This window comes from Providencia sp. PROV188 (genome assembly GCF_027595165.1).
GTDB classification, from domain to species: Bacteria; Pseudomonadota; Gammaproteobacteria; order Enterobacterales; family Enterobacteriaceae; genus Providencia; species Providencia lanzhouensis.
Genome location: NZ_CP097291.1, coordinates 1679158 through 1698706, shown reverse-complemented (window position 1 = coordinate 1698706; position 19549 = coordinate 1679158). Strand labels below are relative to the sequence as shown.

At 43.7% G+C, this 19549-nt stretch carries 20 protein-coding genes and 1 tRNA gene; 11 read left to right on the top strand and 10 right to left on the bottom strand.

Annotated elements, in window-relative coordinates:
* Window positions 1-3: 3 nt before the first annotated feature.
* Both nudB and aspS read right to left on the bottom strand, forming a co-directional pair.
* Window positions 4-438 carry a dihydroneopterin triphosphate diphosphatase gene (nudB, locus tag M5X66_RS07705; RefSeq protein ID WP_108478191.1) on the bottom strand — a complete coding sequence of 145 codons (435 nt, stop codon included), beginning with the start codon at window positions 436-438 and terminating at the stop codon, window positions 4-6.
* A complete protein-coding gene (gene aspS, locus M5X66_RS07700; protein ID WP_036948289.1) occupies window positions 438-2207 on the bottom strand; it encodes an aspartate--tRNA ligase in 1770 nt (589 codons plus the stop codon). Before aspS ends, nudB begins: the two co-directional genes overlap by 1 nt.
* Before the next feature lie 351 nt (window positions 2208-2558).
* Between aspS and M5X66_RS07695 the strand changes: the two genes are divergently transcribed.
* From M5X66_RS07695 to cmoB, 5 genes are all read left to right on the top strand, one after another.
* Window positions 2559-2897 carry a DUF4377 domain-containing protein gene (locus tag M5X66_RS07695; protein ID WP_154609950.1) on the top strand — a complete coding sequence of 113 codons (339 nt, stop codon included), beginning with the start codon at window positions 2559-2561 and terminating at the stop codon, window positions 2895-2897.
* Window positions 2898-2969: 72 nt separating this feature from the next.
* A complete protein-coding gene (locus tag M5X66_RS07690) occupies window positions 2970-3374 on the top strand; it encodes an NUDIX hydrolase (RefSeq protein ID WP_036948295.1) in 405 nt (134 codons plus the stop codon).
* 105 nt (window positions 3375-3479) lie between these two features.
* A complete protein-coding gene (locus M5X66_RS07685) occupies window positions 3480-3878 on the top strand; it encodes an MAPEG family protein (protein WP_108478193.1) in 399 nt (132 codons plus the stop codon).
* A gap of 92 nt (window positions 3879-3970) precedes the next feature.
* The gene (gene cmoA / locus M5X66_RS07680; RefSeq protein WP_036948300.1) at window positions 3971-4723 is read left to right on the top strand and encodes a carboxy-S-adenosyl-L-methionine synthase CmoA; all 753 of its coding nucleotides are present in this window, start codon (window positions 3971-3973) and stop codon (window positions 4721-4723) included.
* Window positions 4723-5694, top strand: a complete 972-nt coding sequence (cmoB, locus tag M5X66_RS07675; protein WP_036948303.1) for a tRNA 5-methoxyuridine(34)/uridine 5-oxyacetic acid(34) synthase CmoB — start codon at window positions 4723-4725, stop codon at window positions 5692-5694. Before cmoA ends, cmoB begins: the two co-directional genes overlap by 1 nt.
* Window positions 5695-5795: 101 nt before the next feature.
* Here cmoB and M5X66_RS07670 read toward each other — a convergent pair whose 3' ends face one another.
* From M5X66_RS07670 to M5X66_RS07660, 3 genes are all read right to left on the bottom strand, one after another.
* Window positions 5796-6224: a hypothetical protein gene (locus tag M5X66_RS07670; RefSeq protein ID WP_036948307.1), complete on the bottom strand. Its 429-nt coding sequence runs from the start codon at window positions 6222-6224 to the stop codon at window positions 5796-5798.
* 300 nt (window positions 6225-6524) lie between these two features.
* Window positions 6525-7286: a copper homeostasis protein CutC gene (cutC, locus tag M5X66_RS07665; protein ID WP_108478196.1), complete on the bottom strand. Its 762-nt coding sequence runs from the start codon at window positions 7284-7286 to the stop codon at window positions 6525-6527.
* Between the two features lie 177 nt (window positions 7287-7463).
* Window positions 7464-8018: a VOC family protein gene (locus M5X66_RS07660; RefSeq protein WP_154609952.1), complete on the bottom strand. Its 555-nt coding sequence runs from the start codon at window positions 8016-8018 to the stop codon at window positions 7464-7466.
* Window positions 8019-8193: 175 nt separating this feature from the next.
* Here M5X66_RS07660 and argS point away from each other — a divergent pair, with 175 nt between their 5' ends.
* The 3 genes from argS to amtB all read left to right on the top strand — a co-directional run bounded on the left by argS (window position 8194) and on the right by amtB (window position 11822).
* Window positions 8194-9924, top strand: a complete 1731-nt coding sequence (gene argS / locus M5X66_RS07655; protein ID WP_036954545.1) for an arginine--tRNA ligase — start codon at window positions 8194-8196, stop codon at window positions 9922-9924.
* Window positions 9925-10178: 254 nt separating this feature from the next.
* Window positions 10179-10517: a P-II family nitrogen regulator gene (locus tag M5X66_RS07650; protein WP_036954549.1), complete on the top strand. Its 339-nt coding sequence runs from the start codon at window positions 10179-10181 to the stop codon at window positions 10515-10517.
* 12 nt (window positions 10518-10529) lie between these two features.
* Complete coding sequence (gene amtB, locus M5X66_RS07645; protein WP_108478197.1) at window positions 10530-11822, top strand: ammonium transporter AmtB; 1293 nt, start codon at window positions 10530-10532, stop codon at window positions 11820-11822.
* A gap of 69 nt (window positions 11823-11891) precedes the next feature.
* Here amtB and murJ read toward each other — a convergent pair whose 3' ends face one another.
* Entirely contained in the window at window positions 11892-13430 is a 1539-nt protein-coding gene (gene murJ / locus M5X66_RS07640) for a murein biosynthesis integral membrane protein MurJ (RefSeq protein ID WP_036954556.1), read from the bottom strand.
* A gap of 78 nt (window positions 13431-13508) precedes the next feature.
* Window positions 13509-14096: a ribosomal protein S5-alanine N-acetyltransferase gene (gene rimJ / locus M5X66_RS07635; protein WP_036954560.1), complete on the bottom strand. Its 588-nt coding sequence runs from the start codon at window positions 14094-14096 to the stop codon at window positions 13509-13511.
* Window positions 14097-14597: 501 nt separating this feature from the next.
* Between rimJ and mdtH the strand changes: the two genes are divergently transcribed.
* Both mdtH and M5X66_RS07625 read left to right on the top strand, forming a co-directional pair.
* A complete protein-coding gene (mdtH, locus tag M5X66_RS07630; protein WP_036954565.1) occupies window positions 14598-15803 on the top strand; it encodes a multidrug efflux MFS transporter MdtH in 1206 nt (401 codons plus the stop codon).
* Between the two features lie 39 nt (window positions 15804-15842).
* Complete coding sequence (locus M5X66_RS07625) at window positions 15843-16403, top strand: lipoprotein (RefSeq protein WP_154603922.1); 561 nt, start codon at window positions 15843-15845, stop codon at window positions 16401-16403.
* Window positions 16404-16514: 111 nt separating this feature from the next.
* Here M5X66_RS07625 and M5X66_RS07620 read toward each other — a convergent pair whose 3' ends face one another.
* The 3 genes from M5X66_RS07620 to ghrA form a co-directional block, all read right to left on the bottom strand.
* Window positions 16515-17234, bottom strand: a complete 720-nt coding sequence (locus M5X66_RS07620; RefSeq protein ID WP_270103977.1) for a YnfC family lipoprotein — start codon at window positions 17232-17234, stop codon at window positions 16515-16517.
* An 86-nt stretch (window positions 17235-17320) separates the two neighbouring features.
* A complete protein-coding gene (locus tag M5X66_RS07615; RefSeq protein ID WP_154599321.1) occupies window positions 17321-17881 on the bottom strand; it encodes a TorD/DmsD family molecular chaperone in 561 nt (186 codons plus the stop codon).
* A gap of 289 nt (window positions 17882-18170) precedes the next feature.
* Window positions 18171-19112 carry a glyoxylate/hydroxypyruvate reductase GhrA gene (gene ghrA, locus M5X66_RS07610; protein ID WP_154599322.1) on the bottom strand — a complete coding sequence of 314 codons (942 nt, stop codon included), beginning with the start codon at window positions 19110-19112 and terminating at the stop codon, window positions 18171-18173.
* Window positions 19113-19453: 341 nt separating this feature from the next.
* Here ghrA and M5X66_RS07605 point away from each other — a divergent pair.
* Window positions 19454-19541, top strand: a tRNA-Ser gene (locus M5X66_RS07605).
* The last annotated feature ends 8 nt before the right edge of the window (window positions 19542-19549 follow it).

Sequence of the window (19549 nt, the reverse complement as noted above, 5' to 3'; positions counted from 1 at the left end):
TAATTAAACAGCAAATTCTAAAATAGCCTGGCTGTTGCTCCACGATTTTGTCAGCTTTGCCGCCTGTTGCGGTTCAAGCCAACAAAATTCTGTGTGTTCAGTCAGTAATGGCGTTTGTTCATCACTTAGCACCAATTTAAACCAATGTTCTTTACAGTGGGTTACATCCGGTGCATAACGATGCCTGAAATGCGGGAAAATTTCAAAGATGATACTTTTCGACAAATCATGTAACTGACTTGGTTGCGGGTTAAACCCCGTCTCTTCTTTGATTTCGCGAAGCGCTGCATCCGCAGCACTGTTTTCATGAAGTTCCAAACTTCCGGTCACTGATTGCCAGAAGTCTGGATCATCTTTACGCCGCATCATAAGCACCCTGCCCGTGTTTTCAGCCACCATAATGACTAATACCGATTCTGGGCGCTTATAACTTTTCATTACTCTTCTTCTTTCGCCACAACTGCAATCGCTAACTCAGTCAGCGAATCAGGGTTTGCATGACTTGGCGCATTGGTCATTAAACACGCCGCTGCGGTCGTTTTCGGGAAGGCAATAACATCACGGATGTTATCAGTTCCAGTTAACAGCATCACTAAGCGGTCTAAACCAAATGCCAAACCTGCATGTGGTGGCGTACCGTATTTCAGTGCATCTAACAGGAAGCCGAACTTTTCACGTTGTTCTTCTTCATTGATACCTAAAATACCGAACACGGTTTGTTGCATTTCGCTGCGGTGAATACGGACAGAACCGCCACCCACTTCGTAACCATTGATAACCATATCGTAGGCATTCGCAACGGCATCTTCAGGGTTTTTCGCCAGATCTTCCGGAGTAAAATCTTTTGGTGAAGTGAATGGGTGGTGCATCGCGGTTAAGCCGCCTTCGCCATTTTCTTCAAACATAGGGAAGTCGATAACCCACAGTGGCTGCCAGCTATTTAAGTTAGTCAGCTCGAAGTCACGACCCACTTTCAGGCGTAATGCGCCCATGGAGTCAGTCACCACATTTTTCGCACCCGCACCAAACAGGATAATGTCGCCATCGGCAGCGCCAGTACGTTCAATAATTTGCTCGATAATTTCTAAGCTTAGGAACTTCGCAACTGGGCTTTGAATGCCTTCTAAGCCTTTCGCGCGTTCGTTGATTTTCATCCACGCTAAGCCTTTCGCACCATAAATGCCCACGAAATTGCCGTATTCGTCAATTTGTTTACGGGTCATTGCTGCGCCACCTGGCACTTTCAGGGCTGCAACACGGCCTTTAGGGTCATTTGCTGGACCTGCAAATACTGCGAATTCAACATCTTTAACGATATCAGCAACATCAACCAGTTCCATTGGGTTACGCAGGTCTGGTTTATCTGAACCGTAGCGACGCATCGCTTCTGCGAAGGTCATGATTGGGAAATCGCCTAAATCAACGCCTTTCACATCAAGCCACAGGTTGCGGATCATACGCTCCATCACTTCGCGAACTTGCTCCGCGCTCATGAACGAGGTTTCCACATCGATTTGGGTAAATTCAGGTTGACGGTCAGCACGTAAATCTTCATCACGGAAGCATTTTACGATTTGATAGTAACGATCGAAGCCAGACATCATCAGCAGCTGTTTGAACAGCTGAGGGGATTGTGGCAATGCGTAGAATTTGCCTTTATGAACACGGCTTGGTACTAAGTAGTCACGCGCCCCTTCTGGCGTCGCTTTGGTTAGCATTGGCGTTTCAACGTCCATAAAGCCTTCTTTGTCCATAAAGTTACGAACAAAGCTGGTGATTTTCGCACGAGTACGCAGACGATCTGACATCTCCGGACGGCGTAAATCTAAATAGCGGTATTTTAAACGACGCTCTTCTGTGTTGGTTTGGTTGCTGTCTAATGGCAGAGGTTCAGATTTGTTGAAGACTTCCAAGCCTTCAGCAAAGATTTCAATTTCACCCGTAGCCATGTCTTTGTTTTTCTGGCTATCTGGGCGCGCACGTACTGTACCTGTGATTTGGATGCAGAACTCGTTACGCAGTTCTGACGCTTTTTCAAATATGTCTTTACGCTCTGGATCGAAGAAAACTTGAACGATACCTTCACGATCACGCATATCGATAAAAATCAAACCACCTAAGTCACGACGGCGGTTTACCCATCCACAAAGAGTGACCTTCTGGCCTTCATGAGCGATATTTAATTGCCCACAATAATTAGTACGCATACTCTATCCTTTTACTCAGCTTGTTGTGCTTTTGCTTGCTGCGGGAATTTGGCATTTAGCTGAAAATTCAGAATGTCAAAAAAGGCAGACATTATATAGGAAATTCTGTTAGACAAACAGTTTGCTATACAGCTTAACTGCGAAATTGATACAAAAAAACCATCTCTAATCAATAAAAATGGTTCTTATCTATTAAAACGATCCCAACGAATCTAAAAAAATCACACACCCAATTGAGAATTAAAATTTGATTGTTTGTTAGATCATAATTTTTTTGGGAATAATTACCCGTCTCATTTTGCTATAATTACTCATATTCAGACACTTTTGCCTGAAACTAGAGGAACCTTTATGAAAAAAATTCTACTCGCATCATCCCTTCTTGTTCTGCTTGCAGGATGCCAAAACGGAAATAATACCAATACGATGAAGCCCACCAATAGCAACAATAAAATCTTTTATATCGACTCCTCTCTGGCTGACTGTGTCGGCGTTGCACCTATGAAATGCATGAAAGTTAAAGAAAAACCAACGGATGATTGGCAATATTTTTACTCATCCATTCAAGGATTCAGCTATGAGCCTGGCTATAACTACATACTAGAGGTTCAACAATTTGATGTGCCTAACCCACCCGCTGATGCCCCAAGCATTCGTTATGAGTTAGTCAAAGTTATCGAGAAAAAATAATGTCGACGCAGGTGTAAAACCACCTGCTCTTTTCTATGATTGGCCGCAAGCTACAACAGGTTAAGGCAAAAGATGAGCACTAAAATCATTGATAAATTAGGTTTAATTACCATTCAGAATGGCAAAGTTGCCATGGTTCGTTCCCATAATAAAACCCTATTTTATATTCCTGGCGGGAAACGTGAGCACGGTGAAACTGACCAACAGGCGCTTGCTCGCGAAATCGATGAGGAACTCACATTAACCTTGCACCCTGAATCCATCCGATTCTACGGAGAATTCACAGGGTTAGCTGATGGCAAACAGGATGGCACACAGGTTTGTATTCGTTGCTACCACGCCGATTACGACGGCATCCCTCAACCCGCGGCTGAAATTGCTGAACTAGTGTGGCTAGATTCCAATGATACTGACCGCTGCTCTATCACCGCGATAGCTGTCTTGGCGCAACTTAAAGCGGATAACCTTATTCAATAATTCAAAAATGAATTATCAAAATCGATATATTTCTATTTGTAGATTTACCTATTAGGTTTTAAAATTTAGAAAATTTAATTTATCTCCATAGAGGTAGAGTAAAAAATGGTCAGTTCTTTATACGCTGTACTAGGGGCTTTATTGATACTGAGACTATCACTCAATGTCGTAAAGCTAAGAAATCAGTACCGTGTGTCTGTTGGCGATGGTGGGTTTTCTGAATTGCAAACCGCTATCCGTGTGCATGGCAATGCCATCGAATACATTCCAATTTCATTAATTTTATTACTGTTAATGGAGATGAATGGCGCCAAAGTATGGATGATCCATGTTTGCGGCATTCTGCTAATTGCAAGCCGCATGCTCCACTCTTACGGTTTAAAAAACCATGACTATTCACAGCGTCGAATGGGAATGATGGGGACTTATCTGGCTCTCGCCTTGATGATCATCGCCAATGCCTATTATCTACCTTGGGTACAAATGGTGTCGTTCTCTTTTTAGTTTTCCTTACTTTTATGCGGATTGGTTTTCAGGTTATATGGCTTTCTGCTACAATCCGCCACTACTTTTGTTCTGCTAATTAATACAAATCTATGTCAAGTCAGGATCCAAACCATAAAGACAGCCTTTTCTCCGCGCCGATCGCCAATTTAGGTGACTGGAAGTTCGATGAAAAAGTAGCTGAAGTTTTCCCCGATATGATCCAACGTTCCGTACCGGGTTACTCCAATATCATCACCATGATTGGGATGCTAGCGGGTCGCTTTGTGACACCAAATAGCCAAGTCTATGATCTGGGTTGTTCCCTTGGTGCCGCCACCCTGTCTGTACGTCGAAATATTTCAGTGGAAAACTGCAAAATCATTTCTGTCGATAATTCACCCGCTATGGTCGAACGCTGCCGCCGTCATATTGATGCGTATAAAGCCCAAACCCCTGTCGAGGTTATCGAAGGAGATATTCGCGACATTCATATTGAAAATGCGTCCATGGTTATCCTTAACTTCACATTGCAGTTTTTAAATCCCGATGACCGCGAAAAATTACTCACTAAAATTTATCAAGGGTTATTGCCTGGTGGCATTTTAGTGTTATCTGAGAAATTCAATTTTGAAGATAAGCAAATTGGTGAATTGCTTTTCAACATGCACCATGATTTCAAACGCGCCAACGGGTATAGCGAACTCGAAATCAGCCAAAAACGCAGCATGCTCGAAAATGTCATGCTCACCGACTCTGTTGAAGCGCATAAAGCCCGCTTAAAACGCGTGGGATTCACCCATTGTGAAGTCTGGTTCCAATGTTTTAACTTCGGTTCATTATTAGCATTAAAAGAGGGGCAGTAATGATCGATTTCGGTCGTTTTTATCAACAAATTGCCGTTGGCCCTCTTAGCCATTGGTTAGAAACCCTGCCAGCTCAACTGGCGGCATGGAAGAAAGAAGGCCTACACGGTGGGTTCTCTTCATGGGAGAAAATGTTAGATAACCTGCCTGTCATGACACCAACCCATTTGGATATTAAAAATAGTGTCACTGCAACGCGCGATCCGGAATTAACTGAAGGGGAAACTCGCCGTTTAAACAATATTTTGGGGCAGTTGAAACCATGGCGTAAAGGTCCATTTTCTCTCTATGGCGTCAATATCGATACCGAATGGCGTTCAGATTGGAAATGGGAGCGCGTTCTGCCCCATATTTCCCCATTAAAAGGTCGTCATGTGTTAGATGTGGGCTGCGGAAGTGGTTATCACATGTGGCGTATGCTGGGCGAAGAAGCGGAGTTTGTTGTCGGCATCGATCCTACTGAACTGTTTTTATGCCAATTTGAAGCGGTTAGAAAACTGTTAGGTGATGACCAACGCGCACATTTATTACCATTAGGTATTGAACAACTGCCTGCATTAAAAGCCTTTGATACCGTATTTTCGATGGGCGTTCTGTATCATCGTCGCTCCCCACTCGACCATTTATGGCAACTAAAAGACCAACTCGTCAGTGAAGGTGAGTTAGTGTTGGAAAGTTTGGTGATTGAAGGTGATGAATTCCAATGCCTGATCCCTGGCGATCGCTATGCACAAATGCGCAACGTTTACTTTATTCCTTCCGCCAAAATGCTCAAAGTGTGGTTAGAGAAATGCGGTTTTGTCGATGTACGCATTGTTGACCAAGCGGTGACTTCGTTAGACGAACAGCGCCGTACTGAGTGGATGCAAACGGATTCGTTAGCGGAATTTTTAGACCCTAATGATCAATCCAAAACCATCGAAGGGTATCCTGCCCCTCTACGTGCGATTTTAGTGGCGAAAAAACCGTAATATTGTAAGACGGCAATTCTCACCGGCCCTACATGACAAAACCCCCAAAAGTTCATCGAAAACTCACGGGGGTTTTTATTATGCGCCACAAAAAATAACGGCTATAAGTTATTCATTAAATACTCTTCAACTGCTTTTGCGTCATTCGCCGAATCAAAATCCATTCCTAACGATAGCGTGCCATCTTTTAATTCAATCGCCCTAGGCTTGGTATAGGAATAGTTAATATTTTTGATTTTCTCACTGACTGACTGTTTTGCCAGTTCAGAGTGTTCACAGACATTGGCTATTCCCTTGAGCATCTCTTTGCTATAACCATCGATACCAATGGTTTCGAGCTGCTCTTTTGAAAACGTTGCCCAGTCAAAGTTCGCTTTAATGTCTGACCCACAGGTTTTATTTAATGTCGTAACTTGAGAGGAAATTTCCGTTTCATATTTTTGGTGCTTCTCTTTTTCAGCTAATGAAAATGCAAACGAGGAGGTTGTGATAAACAAAAGTGATGAAGTTAATACAATTTTTTTCAGCATGATTTTTTCCTTAAAATTCATTCAGCGGTTTTTAGTTTTTACTCAGTTCAAAAATCTAAAAACAAAGGGAGGTATTTAACCTCCCTTAGACCATTGACAAACCCATCAGGTTTGGAAATGGCTCTTTTGGGGTTGTAAAATTAACAAGGAAAATCAATTCATTGATTTTCGCCTGATAACACAAAGAGGGAAAAACCACGCTTTTACCCCTCTTTGTCATCAACCTCAGGGAGGTTATTAGCCTCCCTATCTTAACTCTCCCTATCACAAATTCAGTCAGTCCTATTCCGAATTTATGATTTACGCCGGAACTTTTTCCGTTATAGAAATAAAGTCCATCATCGCTTCCACCGTTGGTCCATCCACACAGTAGTGTGTGAACTCATCGGTTTCACTGTTCGATGCCATAGTTACACCAGCTTTGCGGTAATTCATACTGGAAGGGACAGTTTTCCCTGCGGAGCTGTGCACTTCCGTTAGACCAATTTCCATAAACTTGGTCATATTTGCCAACCGAACCCCCGCACCAGCCATAATGATTGGACCATTAATTTCACGGCTTTTTTCGTGCAACTCTTTCAGTAGCGGCAAACCTAACTCAGCACTTTGTTGCTGACCGGATGTTAAAATACGTGCCACCCCAAGGTTTTTAAGTTGCTCTAATGCCAGTAACGGATTGATACACATATCAAAAGCACGATGGAAAGTAATCTCCATTCCATTCGCAATTTCCATTAAGGTCTGCATCCGTTCGATATCAATGCGCCCTTCTGTATCTAAGATCCCCACCACTGCGCCGGGAAACCCCATCTCCTTGATCATCTGTAAATCTTCACGGATCACATCAAATTCACTCACGTTATAGCAGAAATCGCCACCACGAGGACGAATAATGGGATGAACAGGTATATGAAGTTTCTCTCTCGCCAGTTTTAAATAGCCGTAGCTTGGTGTTAGCCCCCCATCTGCTGCCCCCGAACAGAGCTCAATGCGATTTGCACCATATTCTTGCGCGACTTCGGCGCATTCTATACCAAAACAGCAAATTTCCAGTTTCGCCATGAAGATCTCCAAAATGGTCATAAGCTCAGTAGAATATGAGCTGAAAATTGAGGGCCAAAACGTGCTTTTTATTAGGCATTCAACTAACTATGCCACTTTTTGTTAAATGTTATCTGCGTGATATCACACCATTTAGAGTTGGCTCTAAATAATGATCAATAACGTTAATTGCATCACTTATTTTTCGCTTTCAACGATGTTTCTAAGGGAAAATGGGTGATATTTGAGGGTAACTAAGCCGTTTGTCACGGCCAAAGTCGGATTTGGCAGTCTTTCTTGCTGACCTTTAGGTTGGCTCACTTTATAGGAGTAGCCCTCCGGTAGTGTGTCCGGTAATAAACGACGCGCTGTCTCTTCCAATAATTCTGGCGCGACATCAATGACCATTTCAATATGTTCCCAGCTCTCTTGAGGATAGATTTTATCTTTTGGAAAAGGCAGCTCGATAATATAAACATCCTGCCCAGCAACTTGAATGGGCTTTTTCAGGTCATAAAGACGAATTGGGCGACCGTTAATCAAGTTATCTGAAAGTAACTCGGCGCATTGCAATAGCCCATCATGCCAACGCTCTGCGGTTTCCTGATGATGGCAACGTACAGAAATATGGTCAATCACATAATCTGTCAAAGATAAGCCGAGTGCGTGCGCCATTGCCGTCACTTTTTTTTCAAAATAAGGTAGGTCACACCACAAATCATTTAACTGAGGGATTTTATCGAAATCTAACATTCACATAACTCTATTGATAAAAAACAAAGATAATAAAAAGTGAAACAAGTGCCAGACTGTAGCACGACTCCCCCAAAATATGGTATAAAACCTGCCGTTTTTTCTCTTCCACCTTTTAGTTACGCCCATGAAATGGCACAATGCGGTAACTATGTTCGTTATTTAAGGTAATCCGGTGAATATTCAGGCTATTCTTTCAGATAAAATCAGTGCTGCAATGCTAGCAGCGGGAGCTCCAGAAGGCTGTGACGCCCTTGTTCGTCAATCAGCTAAAGCGCAATTTGGTGACTATCAGGCTAACGGCGTGATGGGAGCTGCGAAAAAAATGGGTCTGCCTCCCCGACAACTGGCCGAGCAAATTGTCAGCCAATTAGATCTCGAAGGTATCGCATCTAAAATTGAAATCGCCGGTCCCGGTTTCATCAACATTTTTATCGACCCAACATGGATTGCCACTCACGCAGAAAACGCGCTGACCAGCGACCGTTTAGGCCTAGCACCAGTTAAAGCCGAAACCATCGTGATTGACTACTCCGCGCCTAACGTTGCAAAACAGATGCACGTTGGTCATTTGCGCTCCACGATTATTGGTGATGCTGCAGCACGTACCCAAGAGTTTATCGGTCACAAAGTAATCCGCGCTAACCACGTGGGTGACTGGGGCACACAATTTGGGATGCTGATTGCTTACTTAGAAAAAGTGCAAAATGAAGATGCCAGCGATATGGCGCTTTCAGACCTCGAAGAATTCTATCGCGAAGCGAAAAAACATTACGACGAAGATGAAGACTTTGCCGTTCGTGCCCGTGGTTACGTGGTGAAACTACAATCTGGTGATGAATACTGCCGTAAAATGTGGCGTAAACTGGTTGATATCACCATGCAACAGAACCAAGAAACTTATCGCCGTTTAAACGTCACGTTAACGGAAGATGATGTGATGGGTGAAAGCCTGTATAACAGCATGCTACCAGGCATCGTTGCTGACTTAAAAGCCAAAGGTTTAGCCGTAGAAAGCGAAGGTGCAACCGTCGTTTTCCTTGATGAATTCAAAAACAAGGAAGGCGAACCGATGGGCGTTATCGTCCAGAAGAAAGATGGCGGTTTCCTGTACACCACCACCGACATCGCCTGTGCAAAATACCGTTATGAAACCTTGCATGCGGATCGCTCTTTGTATTACATCGACTCCCGCCAGCATCAACATTTAATGCAAGCTTGGACTATCGTCCGTAAAGCGGGCTATATTCCAGAATCCATGGCGCTTGAGCACCATATGTTCGGAATGATGCTAGGAAAAGACGGTAAGCCATTCAAAACCCGTTCAGGCGGTACTGTTCGTCTGTCCGACCTGTTAGATGAAGCCGTTGAACGCGCCCAAACGCTGATCCGTGAGAAAAACCCGGATATGGCGGAAGAAGAATTACTGAATCTTGCAAATGTCGTGGGTATCGGCGCGGTTAAATATGCTGACCTGTCTAAAAACCGTACCACTGACTACATTTTCGATTGGGACAATATGTTAGCCTTTGAAGGTAACACCGCGCCATATATGCAATATGCCTATACCCGCGTTGCCTCTATCTTCAAAAAAGCAGACATTACCGAAGCAGATTTAACCCTGCCAATCGTATTAGAAGCGCCACACGAAATGGCATTAGCAACACGTTTAATGCAGTTTGAAGAGACAATCTTAACGGTTGCACGTGAAGGTACGCCACACGTTATGTGTGCTTATCTGTATGACTTAGCGGGTCTGTTCTCTAGTTTCTATGAACATTGCCCTATTTTGTCCGCAGATACCGATGCACAGCGTCAAAGCCGTTTAAAACTGGCTTTATTAACGCAAAAAACCCTAAAAGCGGGTCTGGATACGTTAGGTATCGAAACCGTCGAAAGAATGTAAGTTTTATTCTTTTGTTTAAAGCCCACTTCGGTGGGCTTTTTACTTTTCACTTCTCACGCCCCCCTTTCCCCTCTCTTTTTTGCACTATTTTTGAGCAATTTTTTGTAATCAATAGACAGCTTGCACTTAATTGGTGAGCAACCTCTCATTATTTCTCCCCATTTCAATCCATTACACCCTAAAAAACAGAAATTTAACATTTGGCACGATGCTTGCTTTATCTCTTTTGCCTTTTCAAAAAGACAGGGGGATTTATGAAGTACATCATCGCAATTATTAAACCGTTCAAATTAGAAGATGTTCGTGAAGCACTCACTGAATTAGGAATACAAGGGATGACCATCTGTGAAGTCAAAGGATATGGCAGACAGAAAGGTCACGCGGAGCTTTACCGTGGTGCGGAATATGAAGTGAGTTTTCTACCCAAAACCAAAATGGAAATCGCTATCAGCGATGACCTACTGGAACCCGCTCTCGATGCGATCATTCGTACCGCAGATACGGGGAAAGTGGGGGATGGAAAGCTGTTTGTTTTTGAACTTCTACAAGCTGTTCGCATTCGTACCAGCGAATCCGGCGATGACGCACTCTAAGGGAGATAAATAATGAGACGATTATGGTTACCTGCCGCACTCTTCGCCTTAAGTTATTTCGCACTTCCCGCCTATGCGTCGGAAGTGAATGCCGTTGATAAAGCCGATAACGCCTTTATGTTGATCTGCACAGCGTTGGTATTTTTTATGACCATCCCCGGCATTGCACTGTTTTATGGCGGATTATTACGCAGCAAAAACGTGTTATCGCTGATCACCCAAGTAATGCTGATTTTTAGTGTGGTGATTATTCTTTGGTTTGTATTCGGCTATAGCCTCGCTTTCACCGCAGGAAATAAAATCTTTGGGGATGGCTCTTTAACGTTTCTAAGCGCGATGTCCATCGACGATTTATCGGGTTCCATTAATCGATATATCCATGTTGCCTTCCAAGGCTCATTTGCGGTTATTACCCTCGCATTAATTGTCGGAGCACTGGGAGAACGCGTGCGTTTCTCTGCACTTCTTATTTTTACCGTGATTTGGTTTACGTTCTCTTATGTACCTATCGCGCATATGGTGTGGGCTGAAGGTGGATGGCTGGCGGATGATGGCGCTCTCGATTTTGCAGGCGGAACCGTGGTGCACATTAACGCCGCTGTCGCTGCATTGGTCGGTGCCTATTTGCTGGGTAAACGTAGTGACTACAGCCAAGTGGTGCTAAAGCCCCATAACTTACCGATGGTCTTTATGGGTACCGCTGTACTATATATTGGGTGGTTTGGCTTTAACGCAGGCTCCGCAGGCAGTGCCAATAATATTGCCGCACTGGCGTTTATTAACACAGTGATTGCCACGGCTGGCGCTATCCTTTCATGGACATTTACTGAGTGGTTATTGAGAGGAAAACCCTCCATGCTTGGAAGCTGCTCCGGTTGTATCTCTGGATTAGTCGCTATCACACCTGCGGCCGGTACTGTTGGTCCTATTGGTGCACTTGTTATTGGTGTTGTCGGGGGAATTATTGGGCTTTGGGGCGTTGTCGTCTTAAAACGTTGGTTAAAAGCCGATGATGTGTGCGATGTTTTTGGTATCCATGGCACCTGCGGTATTATTGGTTGCATACTCACAGGCGTATTTACCTCGACGCTGTTTGGGGGACTTGGTTATCGTGACAACGTCACGTTATCCCATCAAGTATTTGTTCAGATTGAAAGTATTGTGGTTACCATTGTATGGTCGGGTGTAGTGGCATTTATCGCCTTTAAACTAGCTGATAAGTTAGTTGGTCTGCGGGTTTCCCCAGAGGAAGAGTGCGATGGGTTGGATCTTACCACTCATGGCGAGCGTGCTTATCATCCGTAATTGTCTACTCCCCCTCGATTGAGGGGGGAGTTTGTTCGATGTAAAGCTAATACATATGCGAATTAAGAACTACGCAATACTGCGCTTCATAAAGTCACGCGGGCGGAAGCCTAATAGATACAGCGCCACAAAATAGCTCCCTGCTCCAATAATCACTACCCCCATCAAACGTAACATGCGCATCAGCATATTGCCGTCTTGCCACGGTGGCATAAAGTGTAGTACGCCAAATAGCACCACAACCATCACCGCCAAGGCAACAAACAATTTAACTAAGAAACCACGCCAGCCTGCTAGCGGTTGGAAAATATCTTGCTTGCGTAACTGCCAATACAAAACACCGGCGTTAAAACACGCCGCCAGCCCAATAGACAGGGCTAGACCTGCATGTTGCAGAGGCCCAATAAAGGCTAAGTTCATTAACTGAGTCAGAATCAAAGTGACTATCGCAATTCTTACAGGAGTACGAATATTTTGGCGTGAATAGAAACCTGGCGCCAAGATTTTCACTAAGATCATCCCCGTTAAGCCCACACAATACGCCATTAATGCATACTGGGTCATCAAGGAGTCGTGAGCGGTAAATTTGTCATATTGGAAAAGCGAAACCGTTAACGCTTCAGATAGTATCGCTAGCCCTACCGCACACGGTAGTGCCAGTAATAAACATAAACGTAATCCCCAATCCATTAAATGGCGATATTCTTGGTGATTTCCGCTAGTAAAACTTTTAGAGAGCGATGGCAATAGGATGGTACCCAGTGCAACACCAAGCACCCCTGAAGGTAACTCCATTAAGCGGTCGGCATAATACATCCATGATACCGAACCTGATTGCAGGAATGAGGCGAAGATCGTGTTAATAATTAATGAAATTTGCGCGACAGAAACCCCGATAATCGCCGGTCCCATCATCTTCATTACTCGCCAAACGCCACTATCGTGGAACGATAAACGTGGCAATACCAACATACCGATTTTCTTTAAATGCGGTAATTGGTAACCCAATTGCAGCACACCACCAACAAGAACAGCCCAAGCCAGAGACATAATCGGCGGGTCAAAATACGGCGCAGCGAACGCTGCAAAGAAAATCATGCTGACGTTTAATAGCGTCGGTGCAAACGCGGGTACCGAAAAGCGGTTCCACGTATTAAGGATCGCACCCGCTAAAGATGCCAATGAGATCAAGAAAATATAAGGGAACGTCACACGCAATAAATCTGTCGTTAGCGCAAATTTATCGGCATTCGTGGTAAAACCCGGCGCCGTCACATAAATGATCCACGGCGCAGCAAACATGCCGACAACCGTCACGATCGCCAATGCTAATGTAAGCATCCCCGAAATATAGGCTACAAACGTGCGCGTGGCCTCTTCGCCCTGCTGGTTTTTATATTCGGCAAGAATGGGAACAAATGCTTGAGAAAACGCCCCTTCAGCAAAAATTCGACGTAATAAGTTAGGGAGTTTAAAGGCGACAAAGAAGGCATCAGAAGCCGCTCCCGCACCAAATACACGGGCAATAATGGCGTCACGAATGAAGCCTAAAACCCGTGACATCATCGTCATCGAGCTGACTGCCGCTAAAGATTTTAATAAATTCATGATTGCTAGACTAAAAGAAGACAATCGCAGCAGTTTAACAGCGGATGGCAAAACTGACTACGATTGTAGAGTAAATGTTTAGGCTTTAGTCGACTTCCATTCATTGTCGGTTAATGCCGTTAAGACGTGGTCGCGCCATTCTCCATTAATTTCGAGATACTGCTTTGCATAACCTTCACGTTCAAAACCTAGGCGAGTGAGCAAGTTACCGCTGCGCATATTATGGGGCATGTAATTCGCCATGATGCGGTGCATGCCTTGGTGTTTTTGCATGTAACGAATAATTTGGGTTAAAGCTTCGTACATCAGCCCCTGTCCCTGCCATTTTTCACCCAGCGAATAGCCCAGATAACACGCATGGAAGGAGCCGCGTAAAATATTGCTAAAATTCGCGACGCCAATCACTTCGTTTTCATCTTTATCCAATAAAAGGAAATGAAACGCGCTGCCTTGGCGATGCATTTCGCTCATGGCATGTAGGCGGTTGTTCCAACCTGAAGGGTTAAAATGAGAGTTGTCACGGGTAGGTTCCCATGGGGTTAGGAACTCTTTGTTTAAGCTGTAATAGTCCGCAAGTCGGTAATTATCTCGTTCGTAGGCTAAACGGATAATCATTCTGTCTGTCATTAGACGCACTTTGGGTTCATTTGAACGATAACCAAACATCGTTAGCCCTTAATTAGTAGTGTTACCAGTCTTACTTTCGATGTTTGAATTATAACTTAAATTTATCACTTAACTAATTCAATTCTCTCTATAATTAAGTCATTTTTTGAGCAGTTGGTTTTGTTTTATTTCATGTGTCCGTAAAAAACTCACGATTGATGTTTACAGATAAACCCTAGATACTCCTATTTCGTGCTTTTCATCTTAAGCTAGAGCATTAGAAATACATAAACTAATAATACTTCAGGAACCTCCGATGTCCCTATTATATTTCGCTTTAAAATAGTTCACATTAGAGGTAGGCGGCAAGTGAGTGAATCCCTTGGAGCATACACAAGTATGTGACGAGGGCGAACGAACGTAGCCAACACCCCTATAATGGGAAATATGACGGATTTATCGATAAAAAAATATCATGGTGCATATACCATCATTCCCGCCAAACTCCTGATACTATTAATAAGAATCATTCCTTCCGTTACTATTTTTTTATGGTGTTTCATGGCGCAGGTATCACGGGCAAGAAGCCTCGGCAAATATTTCCTTTTACTCGATAATATGCTGGTTGTTCTTGGCTTTTTCGTGGTTTTCCCTTTAATTTCAATTCGCTTTGTTGAGCAGCTTGGCTGGGCAGCTGTGGTGGTTGGGTTTGCCCTTGGACTTCGCCAGTTTGTGCAGCAAGGATTTGGGATTTTTGGGGGCGCGATTGCCGACCGATTTGGTGCAAAACCGTTAATTATTATCGGGATGCTGTTGCGTGCCGCAGGCTTTGTGTTGATGGCTTTGGCTTATGATCCTTGGGTGTTATGGCTTTCTTGTATATTGTCTGCCCTTGGCGGCACCTTGTTTGACCCTCCTCGTACCGCTTTAGTGATTAAATTGACCCGCCCTTATGAGCGTGGGCGTTTTTATTCATTATTGTTTATGCAGGACAGTGCTGGCGCGGTGATTGGGGCATTAATTGGTAGCTGGCTTTTACAGTATGACTTCCACTATGTTTGCTGGGCTGGCGCGGCAGTGTTTGTGATTGCGGCTCTACTTAATGCTTGGCTACTTCCTGCTTATCGCATTTCCACCATCAAAGCCCCTATTCGTGATGGGATGCGTCGAGTCTTGAAAGACACCCGCTTTGTGACTTATGTGATCACGCTTTCTGGCTACTTTATGCTGTCAGTACAAGTGATGCTGATGTTTCCCATCGCCGTTAACGAATTGGCAGGAACTCCAACGGCAGTGAAATGGATGTACGCCATTGAAGCGGCAATTTCCCTGACACTGCTTTATCCGATTGCCCGTTGGAGCGAAAAACATTTCCGCTTAGAGCAACGTTTGATGGCAGGGTTATTTTTAATGAGCCTGAGCATGTTCCCTATCGGTATGACCACATCGGTCAATATTCTGTTTGTGTTGATTGGTATTTTCTATTTGGGGACTATCACCGCCGACCCTGCTCGTGAGACCCTGAGTGCATCCCTTGCCGACCCTCGCGCTCGTGGTAGTTATATGGGCTTTAGTCGACTCGGTCTTGCGCTAGGCGGTGCCGTTGGCTATACCGGTGGCGGTTGGATGTACGATATTGGGCACCAATGGAATATCCCTCAGCTTCCTTGGTTCTTGCTCGGCACTATTGGTTTTATCACCTTGTGGGCGCTTCATCGCCAATTTAACCGTAAAAAAATTGAAACCGTCATGTTGAGCGGGCAGTAATACGTTACACTTGGGTTATTACTGTATAAAGGAGTGATTATGAAAAACATTTTCTTGGCATCTATCTTTGGATTGCTATTTATTCTCACGGGTTGTGACAAATTAACCGAATTTACTATCAGTGAATCACAAATTAACAGTTACCTTGCGACCAAGGTTAAGTACGAAAATAATATCGGCATTACTGGGTTTGCAGATGCGGATATCACCTTGCATAACTTGCAATCAGAAATTGGTCGTAGCGAGCCAGGCATTATTGCATTAAAAGGCGAAGCCACTGTCACAATGAATTCACTGCTTGGTGCTGCGGCGGCCGATATTGCACTGACCTTAACCGCACGCCCTGTTTTTGATGCACAAACAGGCTCTATCTATTTGAAAGAACTGAAAATTACCCAATATAAAATTACACCAGAAAATATGGAAACCGCCATTTCAGTGGTGATCCCGTATTTAAATAGCTCCCTTGAGACCTTCTTCGCGACTCAGCCTGTCTATGTGCTCAACCCGGATAACAGCGCCGCAGAAGCGACTGCGAAAAAACTCGCTAAAGGTTTAGAAATCAAGCCGGGTAAATTAGTTATTCCAATGGTTGATTAATTGACCATAAATATTTTTGATTGATAAATTGATAATCTAAAAATGAAAAAAGCAACCTTTCTGATAGGTTGCTTTTTTATTGGAATGCCATTTATCTTTAATACTAAAAAGTCACTCGTAATAACTCGTTTTGTATTCAAAATCGAATTTTTCTACCCGTCCATCACTGTATGTCACCACACTGGTACATACTGTTGGGTTTTTATGATCATCATAATGGGTGCATTTTTGAGTTGTTTCGACAAACGGTTTCTGATTTTTCGTCGTATGAAACAGAATTTTAGTGACTAAGCCATTAGTGAAAAAGTATTCATTTTTTGTATTAATAACTTCATTTTCATCGAAATATGTCGTTTCTATCGGTAAAAAATGTTCACCATAAACAAACGTCGCTATCTCTTTCTTCCCTTGAGTGATCTTATTAACAAGACCATCACGATAATAATATTTCCAATCTTGCAGTTCTCCGGTTTGTAAATTGCACATCTTATCGATGCCATAACCTTTGAATTTTTGTTTATCGACTAAGTAATAAAGTTGCTTAAATTTTCTGACAATCACAAATGCTGTTTCACTGTCTCTATTGTAATAACTTAAATTATTGAGACAGCCATGGAGATTAAAAGACACAGTCACTCTTTTGCTGAGCCCTTTCTCATCGTTCATGATTTGCGTTAATTCTTTTACTTTTCCGTAAAGCGGGTCAAATTGAAATTCCGTGCTGTAATTAACCATGCGTTTATTATAGCTAGGCAGATCATTATCCACTTGTGCCAGTGCTAACGGTGAAATAAAGAGCAACATTAAGCCGTGAAGTTTTGTCGAGGTCATTGTGTCTATCCTTTTAACCTATGATGAGAGAAGACGGTTCCACACCTATCTTCTCTCAATCATCAGTCTTTAAGTGACAGTGTCACTTATTCATCACCACTCTCTGAGTCAGATTCTAACTCATCACGCAGTGCAATGACGGCATCGCGGGTAATTTGCGCTAATGTACGGTAAAACGGCGTTGTCGCGTGAGCTTCAACTTTCCCCAGAAATGCGCCATACCAGCTCAAGATATAGCTGTCGAATAGCTCTTCCTGCGCGGCGGTTTCGTCTTCAGCAGCTTGGTCTTCTAGCCATGATGCGGCTAACAGTAGCGCACCAAATGCATCCGTTGGGGCATCGGTTAAGGTCATTCCACGAGTCACAAGAAATTCGCGAATTTCCGCTTCAGTGATTTCTTCATCATAGCGGTGAGCAAAAGGTGGAACCGTTGGCTCACTACCAAACATTGATTGATAATCCGCCGTGATAGCCTTGTGATCCACTGCCTTAGCCATTCTTACCCACAGCTCATCTTGCTCCAAGGGCCATGAGGCTTTGAGCTTATCTTGAGCAATCATATCGATAAGAGGCTTCACAAGCGCATCGTCCGGAGAGCGTTGAAATAAGGTACCTAAAATACGGCAGACGATTGAGAATTCATTCATGGGTTTCTTCCTGTGGCGATTTTCCTGCAATCACTTTTTCGTGATCATGATGCGATGCAGTATACCTGAAAAAACAGAAAACCCACGCTTTGAGAAATCGAGATAAGACATCAATGATGAATAGTGACTATTTCTTAAAAAATCAGATATCTGATAACTGAAGCATCCTCAAAATAATTCGCGCTGTGGCTAGGCGTCAAACGAGGTTATCTCGGGGAGCATACAAAAGTATGTGACCCGAGTGACCGAGAGCAGACAACAACGCCACAGCGTGAAGTATGAAGAGGATTTAGTAGCCTTGGGCTAAATTAACTATCCCCTCTGGCTGCTCACCCCTTTCAATCCGCTGAATATTACTCGCAATCATATCCATCGCTTCATTCGGCAACGTAAACGCGGCAACGTGTGGCGTAATGGCGATACGTGGATGTGTCCAGAATGGGTGCATATGTGGTAGTGGCTCAGTGGCAAAAACATCGAGAGACGCCCCTGCAACTTGCCCTTTTTCTAATGCTTCCAGCAAGTCTTGCTCAATTAAGTGCGCACCTCGGGCGAGGTTAATAATATAGGCGTTCTGTTCCAGCTGGCTGAATAATTGATGATTCAAAATACCCACCGTTTCTGGCGTGCTTGGTAGCAGGTTCACAATCGCGCGGGTTCCTGATAAGAAATCCGCTAACTGGTCTTGCCCATAGTAACTTTTCACATTTGGGATCTGCTTTTCTGAGCGACTCCACGTTCTGACTTTAAGACCAAAACTGGCTAAGCGTTTTGCCACGGCTTGACCTAACGCCCCTGCGCCCATCACGCCCACCACAAACTGGTCATGGGTGTAAGCTGGCAGTTGTTTCCATTGACGCTGGGATTGTAACTGACGGTACTCATCCATACGACGGAAGTAATACAAGACTTTTGCAGCGGCATATTCTTCCATTTGAATGGCCATACCCGTGTCTTCTAAGCGCATCAGTGGAACGCCTGCCGGTAATGTTCCCGGGTTATCTTGCTCTTGCTTTAGAATCGCATCCACCCCCGCGCCTAATGCGAAGATTCCTTTTAAGTCTTGGCGACCCGCAAGGCACTCATAAGGAGGAAGCCATACCATGGCATAATCTGCCTGTTGGGTATCTCCCGGCTTCCATTGGCGAATATTGGCTTGAGGCAATCGAGCACGCATGCCATCAATCCACTGATTGGCATCAAAAAATGGATGGTAAAATAAAATATTCATGGCAACTCCTTATAGGTTTCCACCAGAGTGTGCGTAATGATGTTTATTTTCAAGTCAATACCCCATATTTATATCCATAAGATGAGGATTTTGTTAAGGAGTTAACGGAATCTGGATTAATTACTTGAAGTTTAAATAAACAATTTATTATCAATTTCTAATCAACCGTAATTTATTAAGATTAGAGAGTAACCAAATTGATTTTTATTTAGCTAAACGATAGAAAAAAGTGGATTTTTATTTAATTGGGAGTTGACGGAAGGCGCTCTTTTCCCTATAGTAGCGCCCCGTTGAAGGACAAGTTATTTATAACAAATTCTACAACCACAATTTAGAAAAACGGTGAGGTGTCCGAGAGGCTGAAGGAGCACGCCTGGAAAGTGTGTATACGGCAACGTATCGAGGGTTCGAATCCCTCCCTCACCGCCATTTCTAAT